This is a genomic window from Synergistetes bacterium HGW-Synergistetes-1, from assembly GCA_002839185.1.
Taxonomy (GTDB): domain Bacteria; phylum Synergistota; class Synergistia; order Synergistales; family Synergistaceae; genus Caenicola.
In genome coordinates, this window is record PGXO01000006.1 from 38,900 (window position 1) to 52,874 (window position 13,975).

The following is a 13,975-nucleotide window of genomic DNA, read 5'->3' on the forward strand; positions in this document are numbered from 1 at the left end:
ATCAGTCCCAGAGTCCCTCCGGTACAGTTACAAGCATTACGCCTTTTTGTGTGTCGACTTTGTTGATGACCTCCGCAAGCGCAGGAATAGGTCTGATCTGGCCCTCTTCTGTCTTTATCAGGTAGACATCGTTGCTTCCTGTCTGAAGTACTTCCTGAATTAGTCCAAGCTTAGTTCCTGTGGCATTGTCGATCACCTTAAGGCCTACAATATCGTCGATCCAGTATTCATCATCGGAAAGTTCAACGCGTTCCTCTTTTGGTACTGTGACAAAGCTTCCCTTAAAAGATTCCGCGAGAGTTCTGTCTGATACGTTTGCGATCTGGAGAAAAAATGTATCTTTTCCCTCGTAGGGCACTAATTTTGTAACATTGACAGTCTGGCTCGGAACGCCGGGTTTTTCCAGGGTAAGTTTTTTCATTTTGAAAAAACGCTCAGGAAAATCAGTAAGAGGGAAAAGGAGCATTGTTCCTGTAACTCCATGCACACCCACTATTTTCCCGATGACTACCCTTTCTTCCGACGAAACCTCACTCTTCTTCGACATCTACATCGACCTTTTCACCGGATTTGACCGACGCGGCTTTGGCTACGTGGCGTATGGCATTGATAGTGGAGCCCTTTTTGCCTATGACCCTGCCTATATCTTCCCCGGCCACCTTTATTGTCAAGAGGATAGCTCCGGAGTCGCTTCGATCTTCTGAGATCTTGACTTCATCAGGTTTTGTAACAAGCCTGCGAACTATCAGATCTACCAGTTCAATGTAATCAGGCATAACTATCGACCGCCTTATTCTGCTGCCGGAGCATCAAAAACTCCAGCCTTTTTGAGCAGGATCTTAGCTGTATCTGAAGGGGAAGCCCCATTCTTCAGCCAAAATGCTGCACGTTCAACGTCCACTTTGACCTCTGCAGGATCTGTGAGAGGGTTGTAGGTTCCGAGTATCTCTATGAAGCGGCCGTCTCTTGGAGAATGAGAATCGGCAACCACAAGACGATAGAAAGGAGCCTTCTTTTTCCCGTGACGGGAAAGACGGATACGAACTGCCATTTGCGTAAACACCTCCTGTTTTTAGGGTTCCTCGGTGATTTGATTTTCACTGCTTGTAGATATACGGGCGAAAATCAAATTACGGAGAAACCCGATGTTATCTTTTTGAAATCGGAAACCGATAAAAAAGCCTGTTAGTCGATTGGTAATCGATAGGGAGTCGATTGCAAATCAGTTGTTAGGACCTGAGAACCTCAAACCTATACCCTGACTATGAAAAAGGATGGTTTAAATCAGGCAAGGTTACTTGTTTTGATCTATTGATCCCCAACCGATTTGCAATCGATTCCCAACTGATTTCCGGCGGGTGTACCCCCCGCGCGCCCTTACGGGCGCCTGTTACTTAAACAAACCTCTACGGCCTGCGCCGAAATTCTTCATTCCGCCCATGCCGGGAGGCATCTTGAAGCCTTTTCCTCCGGCGGACATTTTGCCGATGCCCTTCATCATTGTCTTCATCTGTTCATACTGTGCCAGGATCTGGTTCACCATCTGCACAGATGTGCCCGAACCTTCGGCTATCCTCCTGCGGCGGCTGCCCTTAATTATCTCCGGGTTGCGTCTCTCTTTGAGAGTCATTGAGAGGATTATGGCCTCTGTCTGTTTCATCCTTTTCGGGTCGACATTTGCGTCTTTGAGGGCTTTGCTGCCTCCGGGGATCGGGAGCATCTCCAGCACTTTTTCAAGCGGACCCATCTTCTGTATCTGCTGAAGCTGGAGGAGCATGTCTTCCAGGGTGAACCTGTTCTTCTTGAGGCTCTCCGTCATTCTGTTTATATCGGCTTCGGTCGTGGCAGACTGGACTTTCTCAAGAAGCCCTTCCATATCGCCCATTCCGATGATGCGCTGAGCCATGCGTTTGGCATCAAAGACTTCAAGATCTTCCGTCTTCTCTCCGCAGCCGGCAAGTTTTATCGGAACTCCTGTGCTTGCCCGAACCGCGAGCGACGGGCCGCCTCTGGCGTCTCCGTCAAGCTTTGTGAGGACCACTCCTGTCAGGCCAAGGCGCTTGTGGAAGGTTTCGGCTACGTTGACTGCTTCCTGACCTGTCATGGAATCCACTACAAGCAGAATTTCAGTCGGAGGCACTGCGGCTTTCATTGTTTCAAGTTCAGCCATCAGTTCGTCGTCCATCTGGAGACGTCCTGCAGTGTCGAGGATTATCATGTCACAGAGGTGGTCTTCTGCGTATTTGCGGGATTTTGATGCTACCTTTACAGGATCTGTCTCTCCGGGTTCAGGTCCCCAAAAATGAATATTTGATTTTTCAGCAAGTACCCTGAGCTGTTCGACCGCCGCTGGTCTCCGAAGGTCGCAGGCTACTACAAGCGGCTTATGGCTTTTCGCCATTTTTTTTGCGATCTTGACTGTGGTAGTTGTTTTTCCTGACCCCTGAAGGCCTACCATCATGTAAACAGTAGGAGGTTTAGGCGATATTGTGAGCGGGACAGGTGCTTCGCCCATTATCTTGACGAGCTCTTCGTATACTATGGTAAATATCAGCTGTGCAGGGGTTACAGAGTCGAGAACTGTTCTTCCTGTCGCGCGCACTTTGATAGCTTCAACTACGTCCTTGACGACCTTGTAATTGACGTCAGCCTCAAGGAGGGCACGGCGTACTTCACGCAGCGCTTCGTTTATGTCTTCAGGAGTAAGTTTTCCTTTTCCTCTCAGACCGGCAAAGATATTTTCAAACCGTTCTTTTAATGAGTCGAACATTTCTTTTCCCCTTATGCTTCCAACAATTTTTTAATGTTTTTGTAAAAGTCTTCCGGCAACTGTTTTTTATGTTCCTCAAGAAGCCTCAGGATCTCTTCGTATTTGCTTTCTTTTTCTAAAAGTCCCAGAGCTTTCTCCGCGTTCTCCATATGTTCCCTTGCTCTTGTAATAAGGTCGTGGACGCCCTGTCTGGAGACCTTCAGCGATTCAGCCGCTTCGGAGAGAGAGAAATCCTGCAGAAGGACCATCTCACAGGCGAGTCTCTGTTTCTCAGTTATCAGAGTTCCGTAGACATCAAGCAGAAGTCCGTCCCTGATACGTTGGTCAAGCGAATCCGTATCCTGCAAAATATCACTCCTGTCCTTATGAACCAATGAATTATACTCAGCACGTGCGTCTCTGTCAAGTAATTTTACTTGACAGAGACGCACGTATGGCATCGCACAAAAAAAGAGCCCCGAAGGGCTCTTTTTATCAGTTCAGCTTGGTTATTTTGTCATCTTTATCTTCGAGTACTTCTCAGGAACCTCAACAGATGCGGCGTTCATGAATCCCTTACCAAACATGTATGTATCCTGATAGACAAGCAGGTGGTTTTTGCTTGTCACTCCTGTACCGAGGTCGGTGTAGTAGTTGCCGTTCCACGCTGCACCCGGTGTGTACTCGCCGTAGCAGGCCATCAGGTCATCTTTGCTCTCAAGCTTGGCTTTTCCTTCAACTATCCTCTTGCCGAACTCAGCAAGGGCAACGCTGTTGGTGTAGCCATAGGAGAAGGCCCATGTTCCCATGCGGCCGGCTGCGCCTGCGTCAGCAACTGCCTTTTCAACCTTTTTGAGGATGACTGGCCAGTTGCCTGCTTCTGCTGCAAGGTCGATACCGAATGCTCCGGGATATCCCATGAGCGGTGACGGAAGGTCAGCTTCGATAAAGAATCCACCGTTTGCAGCAAGCTGTTTGAGAAGCGGTTCGGTGTGTGCGTCGTTTGTGCAGAAGAACGCAGTGTTTTTACCATATTTGCTTACCCATGCAGGTGTTTTTTCAAGTATGAACTGCTGTGCGCCTGCAACGCCTACGTCGCTGGTCGGGTCGGGAGCGGTTTCAAATACAAATTTCATGCCGAGGTCTTTGCATGCCTGCTCCATGATGAGACGACGCCTTCCGAGTGTTTCGTAGCTCATGTGACGGGGGAAGGAAATATGCACAAAAGTGTCGCATCCGAGTTCTTTTGCGGTGTGAATGATAAGATAGCCGCGGGAAACGAAGTCCGCGTTTATCGTAAGGTCTGCGACCGATGCGATAACGTTCGGGTCTTCGTGTGCTTCACCGGCGAAGCAGAGGATGTCAGGGCGTTTTTCCTTGATGCGGCGGAAACCTTCAGCGGTTCCCGGGATCGCCTGGTTAACTACGACTACCTTCATGTCCGGGTCATCAGCAAGTCCTGCTATCTGTGCAATGGTCGTTTCCATCTCAGACATAAAGTTGTCGGGATAGGTAAGATGCTTGATCATTCCGCCTGTTGAAACGTCGCCATACTTCTGGATCGCAAGTTCAGCTCCGCGAAGGTCATCTTCGCTCTGAGAGACTGTACCTGTTACGATACCGATGTGGAAGGCTGCCTTTTCAGGGGCTTTAGCCTCTTCCTGTGCTGCCTGTTCTGCCGGTTTGTTGGCAGACTGGACCAAAAAGAAGCCCAGGACCAGTACAGCTATCGCGCCGATGATCATCATAGTTTTCTTTGACATGAACTCATCCTCCTTAAAATTAGTTGAATATAAAAAGTATTTCTTGTTGCCGTGCTAAAAATGTTAAGCGTTTTTGCCTCAGAGCTTGCTGAACTCTATAAACTAAATTCTATAAGCAGTTCACGTCTATGTCAATTGATTACCTCTTCACCTTATTATTCTTCCTCAGGATCATAGAGACAATATAATGATTGAGTTCCGGCCTCACCCAGTCCCCCTTCCGATATTTCCTCATAAAGTTCCCTTGTCAGAGAGAGAGCCGGCAGATCAAGCCCGATCTCATCCGCTGATTCCTCCGCCAGTTTCATGTCTTTGATGTAGTGTTTTACAAAAAAGCCGGGATCAAAATCTCCGTTCAGTATCCTGGGGCCGTAATTTGAAAGGCTCCAGCTGCCTGCGGCTCCTCCCGATATCGCTTCAAGCACTTCTTTCTGGTCAAGACCGCATCCCTTTGCGAAAGCCAGCCCCTCGCACATTCCTGTCATAGTTCCCGCCAGTGTTATCTGGTTTACCAGTTTTGTGTACTGTCCGCACCCTGCCTTGCCCATGTGCCTTATGTTTGTTCCCATCAGCCTGAAGTAGGGGAGGGCGCGTTCGAAGTCATCCTTCTCTCCGCCGACAAGGATCGTCAGCTTTGCTTCCCTTGCTCCCCTGTCGCCTCCTGTTACAGGCGCATCAAGGACGGATATTCCTTTAGACCCGGCGGCCTCCCAGATCCTTCCTGCCAGTTTGGGGCTTGATGTTGTCATGTCAACAAGGAGGGAGCCTTTTGCTGCCGACTCGATAAGTCCGTTTTTGCCCAGGTAGATATCCTCTACATCTTTAGGATAGCCAACAATTGTGAAAACAATGCTGCATTTGGAGGCCAGTCCTGACGGTGAATCTTCCCAGACGGCTCCCATTTGGATTAGTTTTTCGGCTTTGCTTTTTGTTCTGTTGTATACGTGGACTTCATTTCCGCCGGATAGAAGATGTCCTGCCATACTGGAGCCCATTACCCCGGTACCGATAAAACCCAGAATGTTCCTGCCGCTCATTTGATCATCCTTTCTCTAAGCTGTTCTTTACTACGGTAAGTTCTCTCGGTGAATGGTTAAGTGCCTCTCCTGTGCCGTCCGGTCTTACTGCGACCAGATTCTCGATCCTTACCCCAAATTTGCCGGGCAGGTAAATGCCGGGCTCAACACTGAAAACATTTCCAGGCTCAAGGGGTCTGTCATTCCCCTCAATGATAAAGGGCGACTCGTGAACAGCCAGTCCTATGCCATGCCCGACCCTGTTGAAGAAAAAGTCTCCATATCCTGCATCGACTATGACCTTTCTTGCCGCCCTGTCTACATCCTGTCCTGTAGCTCCGGGTCTCACCGCTGCTTCTCCTGCCGCCTGCGCCATTCTGACAGTTTCGTAAACTTTTTTCTGTTCATCAGTCGGAGTACCTACGAAAAGTGTCCTGGTAGTATCTGAGCAATAGCCGTTGTGCCTTCCCCCGAGGTCAAGGATGATGACGTCATTTTTTTCGATCACCCTTTTATCTCCGGAGTAGTGGGGCATTGAGCCGTTTGGTCCGCTGGCGACTATCGGGCCGAAAGACATCTGGTAACATCCGGCCTCTTCAAAAAATTCAGGTATCTTCTTTATGATGTCCCTCTCTGTCATACCGGGCCTTATGAAGTCGATGAGCTTGTAAACGACCTGATCGACCATCCCGGATGCTTCTCTCATAAGATCAAGCTCTTCTTCATCTTTGTGTGAGCGAAGCGGGTCCAGCACTTTTAAACCGTTGCAAAGCTGGATATCCATTGAATCTCTTATTGCCAGCATATCAACGGCCCGCACTCCGTCGTTGAATGCTATCTTTTTGCCGACAAGCTCCAGTTTTTCGCAGCCCAGCCTGAACGCGTCTGTAAATCCTTCATGGTCGTTCCATTCTGCGTAGAAGGGAAAATCTCCGAAAGCATTTTGGATCTCTTCTTTGTAAAGCAGCGGAGTCATCGCAAAGCATGCGGCATCCTTCGAGACCATCAGTCCCCGGACCCTTTCGTCCGGATGGGTATCAAGGCCGCTTATATACTCCAGGTCAGTCGAAGGACCAAGGTATATGCCGTCGAAACCCCAGGATCTCAATTCATCCGCCAGTTTTTTCAACCTGTTTTCTCTGATCAAATTTATCCCTCCGAAATCTCATAAAATGGTTTGCTTTCCGGATCATTGAAAATCATTCAGAGCCTGACGAAGCTACTATCAGGGTCCGCTATTATCATACTACTTAGAGATACTATTATCTATAAGGTAAAGACCGGCCTGGCAGCAGGGACTTCCGGGCAAACAAGCAAAAAACGGCTGAACGGTAGAAAACCGGGAAAAGGGCTCCATGAGAGCCCTTGCGGCACAGAGGTGTGTTAGACACGGATCAGCCCGTATTGACTTATGGGCCTTGCGGGAATACCATTTATACTGTGCAGTATATCCGGTTCAGTTTTTTTGCAGGGGAACTGCAGCTGTTCTACCGGAGCTTTCTGATCAGAAAACTCCCATTCCCAAATATTACAGGAGGAGTACTTTATGAAGAAACATGCGGTCTGTTTTGCAGTTGCGCTGGTCCTGGCCCTTGTCTTCTGCGGTTCTGCCCTTGCTGCCGCGCCCTTCCACATCGGTGTAGCGACACTGACGGTCTCACAGGCAGAGGACACTTACCGGGGGGCTGAAAGGCTCATCAAAGAGTACGGTGACGCAGCCTCAGGCGGAATGATCCGCCACGTCACAATGCCTGACAATTTTATGTCTGAAATGGAGACCACCATCTCCCAGATAGTGGGACTTTCAGATGACCCGAAGGTCAAGGTCATAGTAGTCGATGACGCGATCCCGGGAACAACAGAAGCATTCCGCAGGGTCAAGGAAAAACGCCCTGACGTTCTCTGCTTCGCAGGTGAACCGCAGGAAGACCCGGCAGTAATTTCAAGCACAGCAGACTTTGCAATTGGCGTAGACAACATAATGCGTGGATACCTCATAATAAACACAGCAAAAAAAATGGGAGCAAAAACATTTGTACATATCTCATTCCCACGTCACATGAGCTATGAACTCCTTTCAAGACGGCGCGCAATAATGGAACAGGCCTGCAAAGACCTGGGTATGAAATTTGCATTTGAGAGCGCTCCGGACCCGACCAGCGATGTAGGTGTAGCGGGAGCCCAGCAGTTCATTCTTGAAAAGACACCGGCATGGGTGAACAAATACGGCAAAGACACGGCTTTTTTCTGCACAAACGATGCTCAGACGGAACCCCTGCTCAAGCAGGTCGCAAAGTACGGAGCGATATTTGTCGAGCCTGACCTTCCGTCACCGCTCATGGGCTATCCGGGAGCTTTCGGGATAGACCTTTCAAAAGAAGCAGGCAACTGGCCTGCAATAGTTAAAAAGGTCGAGGCCGCAGTCATCAAGGCAGGGGGCAAGGCCAGAATGGGAACATGGGCCTACTCTTACGGATGGAGCACCACCTGTGCGCTTGCCGAATACGGCAAGAGGATAGTTGAAGGCAAAGCGAAGCTTTACAACCTCAAAGACCTGTGGAAGTGCTATGACAAGTTCACCCCGGGTGCCGCGTGGAACGGGGCGCAGTACTTTGATGTAGCAAAGGGAGTTAAGAATAAGAAATTCACTCTTGTTTACCAGGATACTTATGTCTTTGGCAAGGGATACATGAAAGTTACAGGGGTAAAGGTCCCGGAGAAATATCTCACGATCAAGTAGGACGGAAATCAGGGATAATGGAATAGCAAAGACAAACAAGCCGGATATCGCCTTTTATGACAAAAGGCTTATCCGGTTTGTTTTATCGGTCCGAATACTTTGATAATATATGGAATTATAAGTGTATAATATTATTGTGTTGATGATGTGAGGTATTTATTGTCGGTTTTCTTTTGTATTGTTGTTGGAATTTAATTTTTCTGTTATATATATAAGCAAATGTTTATTTAGTATTAAGAAAAAGAGGTGAAGCGGATGTCCGAAGGAGTGCCTCTCCTAAAAATGGAGAATATCGGCAAGGAGTACTTCGGAAACAGAGTTCTCGCTGACGTCAGTTTTTCGCTGATGCCGGGCGAAATACTCGGACTTGTAGGTGAAAACGGTGCAGGAAAGTCCACACTGATGAATATTCTCTTCGGAATGTCTGTCATTGAGGAGACAGGCGGGTACGAAGGCAGAATAATCATCGACGGGGAAGAAAAAATATTCAAAGACCCATTCGACGCACTTGAAGCGGGTATAGGAATGGTCCACCAGGAATTCTCGCTGATTCCGGGCTTTACTGCCACGGAGAATATCCTTCTCAACAGAGAATCCATGAAATACAACCCGCTGGTCGAGGTGTTCGGGGACAGGTTCAAGACCCTTGACAGAACCGACATGAACAACAGGGCAGTCAAGGCAATTGATACCTTGGGGGTCACTTTGGCTCCCGATACGCTGATAAGCGAAATGCCTGTCGGCCACAAACAGTTTACAGAGATAGCCCGTGAGATCGACAGAAAGAAAACAAAACTTCTGGTTTTGGACGAACCTACGGCTGTACTTGCGGAATCCGAGGCCCAGGTGCTCATTGAGGCATTAAAAAAACTGGCCTGCCAGGGCATAGCGATCATATTCATATCCCACAGGCTCCAGGAGATCATTGACCTGTGTGACAAACTTGTAGTCCTCAGGGACGGCAGGGTCATCCAGGAGGCAAAAACAGGAGAGACAAACGTAAGACAGATAGCCAGCTGGATGGTAGGAAGACAGATCTCAGGAGTAGCAGATGCGGCTGAAGAAAAAGAGAGAAAGTTTGGAGAAGTAATCCTGAAAACCCAAAACCTCTGGGTAGACATGCCGGGAGAGACAGTAAGGGATGTTTCCATAGAAGTTCGCCAAGGTGAGATATTTGGTCTTGGGGGACTTGCCGGACAGGGCAAGGTTGGCATTTCCAACGGAATAATGGGTCTTTATGTTTCCGGGGGAAAGGTCTTTGTAAAGGGTAAAGAAATAAAGCTCAACGATCCAAACTCCTCCCTGATGGAGGGAATGGCATTCGTCTCTGAAGACAGGCGCGGAGTGGGACTACTCCTTGAAGAGGGAATAGACTGGAACATCACCTTCACAGCCATGCAGGTGCAGGAGAAGTATATCTCACATCTGCTCGGCGGGCTGGTCAAGTGGCGCGATGACAAAGCTGTCACAAAGTGTACTGAAGACTACATCAAAGCCCTCGAGATCCGCTGCACAGGGCCCAAACAGAGAGCTGTTGAGCTTTCCGGAGGCAACCAACAAAAGGTATGCCTTGCAAAAGCTTTTGCCGTGGCACCTGAGATACTCTTTGTCTCAGAACCGACGAGGGGAATAGATGTAGGAGCAAAAAAACTGGTTCTCGACACTCTTCGCAGAGTCAACGAAGAGACGGGAACGACAATAATAATGACATCTTCTGAACTGGAAGAACTCAGGTCGATATGCGACAGGGTCGCGATAATCAACGAAGGAAGGCTTTCGGGCATATTGCCGGCGAAGTCCCCGGCGGAAGAGTTCGGACTTCTCATGCTCGGGCATGTTGTCGAAAGAAGCCCTGACGAAATATCGGCAGAGAGGTGCAGGTGATAAGGATGAAAGAAAAACTTCAGGCTTTTATTGAAAATGCTGGGTGGCCCCGAATAATAATCGGGCTCTTCCTCCTCTCACTCTTTATCGCGGCTCCCATGGTAGGAGTTCGTCTGGACGCTTCGCTTTCTGATACTCTTGTTCGCGTTGGAATGAACGGAGTGCTTGTACTTGCGATGGTCCCAATGGTCCAGTCAGGGTGCGGGCTCAACTTCGGCCTCCCACTCGGGATAATAGCCGGGCTCCTCGGAGCTGTAACATCTATCCAGATCGGGATAGAAGGAAGTATCGGATTTCTGCTGGCAATGGCGATAGCAGTTCCGCTGGCAGTAGTTTTTGGATGGATGTACGGCCAGCTTCTAAACAGGGTCAAGGGTGATGAGATGATGATCGCTACATACGTGGGATTCTCATCTGTTGCTTTGATGTGCATGGCCTGGCTTCTCCTCCCTTACACCAGCCCGACGATGATCTGGGGCTACGGCGGTTCGGGGCTCAGAACTACGATAAGCGTTGAAGGCTTCTGGTTCAACGCGCTCAGCAAACACCTCAACATAAGGATAGGGGAATTCTTCTATCTGCCCATAGGGATGTATATTTTCTTTGCGCTCATGATATTCCTCGTATGGGGATTTTTCCGTACAAAGACTGGGACTGCGGTGACAGCAGTAGGTTCAAACCCTGAGTTTGCAAGGGCTTCCGGCATTGACGTAGACAAAATGCGCACCATCTCAGTAATACTCTCAACAGTACTGGGTGCCGTCGGAATACTTGTATACGAACAGAGCTTCGGATTCGTCCAGCTCTACATGGGTCCCTTTTATATGGCCTTCCCTGCTGTAGCAGCGATATTGCTCGGTGGCGCATCGGTAAACAAGGCCTCCATGGTCAACGTGGTCGTAGGCACTTTCCTCTTCCAGGGAATACTTACAATGACACCCTCCGTAATAAACAGTGTAATGCAGACTGACATGTCTGAAGTTATCAGGATCATAGTCAGTAACGGAATGATCCTCTACGCCCTTACCAGGAAAGTGATGGTGAAGAGATAATGGCGGACAAAAATAAAGGCTCATTCAACATCAAAAATATCCTGGCCAATAATGCCGTCCCCATAATCTTTATCGGCCTTTCCGTCATAGCGATACCGATCTCAGGCTTCTCTGCCAACTATCTCATACAGGAGATGCTTACAAGGCTGGCAAGAAACTCATTCCTTGTTCTTTCTCTTCTGATCCCGATACTTGCGGGGATGGGACTCAACTTTGGTATGGTCCTGGGAGCGATGGCAGGGCAGATAGGGCTCATCTTCGTAACAGACTGGGCAGTGACAGGTGTTTACGGAATGATGCTTGCCGGGCTGATAGGAACCCCCATTGCAATAATCCTGGGCTATATATGCGGAGCGGTCCTCAACAGGGCCAAAGGCAGGGAAATGGTCACATCATACATCCTGGGATTCTTCATCAACGGCGTCTATCAGCTGATAGTGCTCTACACTATGGGACGTCTCATCCCGATCAGCAACCCGCAGCTGGTCCTTTCCAGAGGATACGGCATCAGGAACGCGATAAACCTCACAGGAGTAAGGCATGTTCTCGACAACCTCATCCCTGTAAGCATCTCAGGCATAGACATCCCCCTTGCGACATTCATACTCATAGGCCTTTTCTGTATCCTGATAATCTGGTTCAGAAAGACAAAGCTGGGGCAGGACATGAGGGCTCTCGGACAGGATATGAAAGTTGCCGAGGAAGCAGGTATCCCCGTTGAACGGACAAGGATAATAGCGATACTCATATCTACGATCCTTGCATGTTACGGACAGATAATATTCCTTCAGAATATCGGTACCATGAACACATACAACAGCCATGAACAGGCGGGGATGTTCGCCATAGCTGCGATCCTCATCGGGGGAGCCTCTGTAAGCAGAGCGACTATAACGAACGTATTCGTCGGAGTTGTCCTTTTCCACCTGATGTTTGTCGTCTCCCCCATGGCAGGCAAGGAGCTTATCGGACAGGCACAGCTTGGTGAATACTTCAGGGTTTTCGTCTCCTACGGCATAATAGCCCTTGCACTTGTCCTCCACGCCTGGAGAAGGATGAGAGCCAAGGCAGAGGCACGCAGAAGCCTGAGGGGGGAGGATTAGACCATGAACAACGGATCTGTCAATAAAAAGAGACTGGTGATAAGGCTGGTCCTTTTATCTCTCCTGATCGTTATTGGTTTTTTCCTCTATTATTACGGCAAGGAACACGAGATCCTTCTGGACAACAAAACAGTTGAGATCAACGGAAAAAGTTACGAAGCTGCGGAGTTTGTCAGGATAACCATAAACGGGGATGCCGGGAAAGCAATAGAGCTCTATGCTAAAGAGCGAGACGTGGTGAAGGTCACCGGCCCCAACCATACGATCAAAGTAGAAATAGTTGATGAGGATTCAGACAAAGTCATCAAAACGGAGGAAAGAGACTTCAATTTCGGAAAGACTTCCTCCTTGATGATATCCATCCCCGCAGTTGCAGAAAAAGCGCCGGATGTCTATCTGCCCCTGCCCGGATCAATGGTTCAGGCTCCTGCTCCTGAAACGGAACCGGAAGCTGCGACAGAGACGACAGGAGAAATTGAGCCGCCCGCTCTATCTGACTGATATCCTATCGGACAAGAGATAATTAGACATAAAAATACCGCCCCTATCACTGGGCGGTATTATTATTATCTTCCAAAGATTTATTATTGATGTGAACGTTTAGATGGGGATAGGTCATTACGAGGCCGTTCTTCTTGAACAATGCATCCATGCCATTGTGAATATCCCAGTATGCGTCCCAGTATACACTGTTGTCCGCCCACGCCCTGACCACGTATTCGATGGAACTCTCCTTGTATTTGCTTACCGCGACGAAAGGCGCAGGTTCATTGTCAATGTTGGGGTTAGAGGATACATATTCCAACAGTACTTCACGCACCTTATCGGGTGGACAGTCGTAGGAGACTGTAAAATTAAGGTTGAATCTCCGTTTTTCTTCCGTGCTGTAATTTGTTATCTTTCCGTTTGACACTTCACTGTTGGGCATATATATCAGGATATTTTCGAAAGAGAGTATTTTTGTATGGACAAAACCGATCTCTTTGATAAAACCTCCCACTCCGCCCACTTCGACGTAATCCCCAACCTTGAAGGGTTTTATGAAAAGCAGCATGAGCCCTGACAGGACATTGGACAGCAGTCCCTGTACAGACAGGGAGACAGCCAATCCTGCAACGCTCAGTACCGCCACCAGCGATGTGACCTGGATCCCCAGCGCACTTGCAACCATCATAAAGAGGATAAAATAGAGCACAAGCTTGACAGAGCCTGAGAGGAACCTATGGAGCGTTACATCAATATTTGATTTTCCCAGCCTGTTATTTAAAAAAGAAAGCAGCATCCTTATGACAAAAAGCCCGACCAACAGGTAAAGTATCGCGGGAAGTATAGAAGTCAGAGTGAATTTTTCAAGAAGCAGTTTAAAAGAATCAAAATCAACAGGCATGAAGTAAATCATCCTTCCAGAAAATAGTTATTTTAATTAATTTTACCATAACACTGAAGAGCAAAGCGCTTTTCCTGCCACAAGAAGCGTCCGGAGGGCTGGCGGGGTAACGTCCGCCGGGAAGTGCGGCTTGAAGATACCGCCCTGGCAAGCGATAGGCAAGCAGCTTTTACATTGTGAAGCTGCGACAAAAATATGTCGCGTGAAACAATGGTGAAGCGGTAGTGAAGCAGTTGTAAGGGCGGTCAAACGATCGTTGGGGCAGGGCCAGGATCGGAGAA

Annotated in this window: 14 protein-coding genes; 5 read left to right on the plus strand and 9 right to left on the minus strand. The window is 48.6% G+C overall.

Annotation, left to right across the window (positions count from 1 at the left end; all coding sequences use genetic code 11):
* Position 1: 1 nt before the first annotated feature.
* The 8 genes from rimM to CVV54_06840 form a co-directional block, all read right to left on the minus strand.
* Positions 2–547: a 16S rRNA processing protein RimM gene (gene rimM, locus CVV54_06805; GenBank protein ID PKL04210.1), complete on the minus strand. Its 546-nt coding sequence runs from the start codon at positions 545–547 to the stop codon at positions 2–4.
* Complete coding sequence (locus CVV54_06810) at positions 531–776, minus strand: RNA-binding protein (GenBank protein ID PKL04211.1); 246 nt, start codon at positions 774–776, stop codon at positions 531–533. Before CVV54_06810 ends, rimM begins: the two co-directional genes overlap by 17 nt.
* A 14-nt stretch (positions 777–790) precedes the next feature.
* Complete coding sequence (gene rpsP / locus CVV54_06815; GenBank protein PKL04212.1) at positions 791–1,051, minus strand: 30S ribosomal protein S16; 261 nt, start codon at positions 1,049–1,051, stop codon at positions 791–793.
* Between the two features lie 339 nt (positions 1,052–1,390).
* Positions 1,391–2,770: a signal recognition particle protein gene (locus CVV54_06820; protein PKL04213.1), complete on the minus strand. Its 1,380-nt coding sequence runs from the start codon at positions 2,768–2,770 to the stop codon at positions 1,391–1,393.
* Between the two features lie 11 nt (positions 2,771–2,781).
* Positions 2,782–3,210 (minus strand): DNA-binding protein, encoded by a 429-nt coding sequence (locus CVV54_06825; GenBank protein PKL04214.1) that lies wholly within the window; start codon positions 3,208–3,210, stop codon positions 2,782–2,784.
* 48 nt (positions 3,211–3,258) lie between these two features.
* Complete coding sequence (locus CVV54_06830; protein ID PKL04268.1) at positions 3,259–4,494, minus strand: hypothetical protein; 1,236 nt, start codon at positions 4,492–4,494, stop codon at positions 3,259–3,261.
* A 173-nt stretch (positions 4,495–4,667) separates the two neighbouring features.
* The gene (locus CVV54_06835; GenBank protein ID PKL04215.1) at positions 4,668–5,549 is read right to left on the minus strand and encodes an oxidoreductase; all 882 of its coding nucleotides are present in this window, start codon (positions 5,547–5,549) and stop codon (positions 4,668–4,670) included.
* Positions 5,550–5,553: 4 nt separating this feature from the next.
* Positions 5,554–6,675 (minus strand): aminopeptidase P family protein, encoded by a 1,122-nt coding sequence (locus CVV54_06840; GenBank protein PKL04216.1) that lies wholly within the window; start codon positions 6,673–6,675, stop codon positions 5,554–5,556.
* A 399-nt stretch (positions 6,676–7,074) separates the two neighbouring features.
* Here CVV54_06840 and CVV54_06845 point away from each other — a divergent pair, with 399 nt between their 5' ends.
* From CVV54_06845 to CVV54_06865, 5 genes are all read left to right on the plus strand, one after another.
* A complete protein-coding gene (locus tag CVV54_06845; GenBank protein ID PKL04217.1) occupies positions 7,075–8,268 on the plus strand; it encodes a hypothetical protein in 1,194 nt (397 codons plus the stop codon).
* Between the two features lie 255 nt (positions 8,269–8,523).
* Positions 8,524–10,152, plus strand: a complete 1,629-nt coding sequence (locus CVV54_06850; protein ID PKL04218.1) for a sugar ABC transporter ATP-binding protein — start codon at positions 8,524–8,526, stop codon at positions 10,150–10,152.
* 5 nt (positions 10,153–10,157) lie between these two features.
* Positions 10,158–11,204, plus strand: a complete 1,047-nt coding sequence (locus CVV54_06855; GenBank protein ID PKL04269.1) for an ABC transporter — start codon at positions 10,158–10,160, stop codon at positions 11,202–11,204.
* On the plus strand, positions 11,204–12,307 hold the full coding sequence (locus tag CVV54_06860) for an ABC transporter permease (GenBank protein PKL04219.1): 1,104 nt from the start codon (positions 11,204–11,206) through the stop codon (positions 12,305–12,307). Before CVV54_06855 ends, CVV54_06860 begins: the two co-directional genes overlap by 1 nt.
* A 3-nt stretch (positions 12,308–12,310) precedes the next feature.
* The gene (locus CVV54_06865; protein PKL04220.1) at positions 12,311–12,808 is read left to right on the plus strand and encodes a hypothetical protein; all 498 of its coding nucleotides are present in this window, start codon (positions 12,311–12,313) and stop codon (positions 12,806–12,808) included.
* A gap of 46 nt (positions 12,809–12,854) precedes the next feature.
* Here the strand turns inward: CVV54_06865 and CVV54_06870 are convergent, their stop codons facing one another.
* A complete protein-coding gene (locus CVV54_06870; GenBank protein ID PKL04221.1) occupies positions 12,855–13,694 on the minus strand; it encodes a small-conductance mechanosensitive channel in 840 nt (279 codons plus the stop codon).
* Positions 13,695–13,975: the final 281 nt, after the last annotated feature.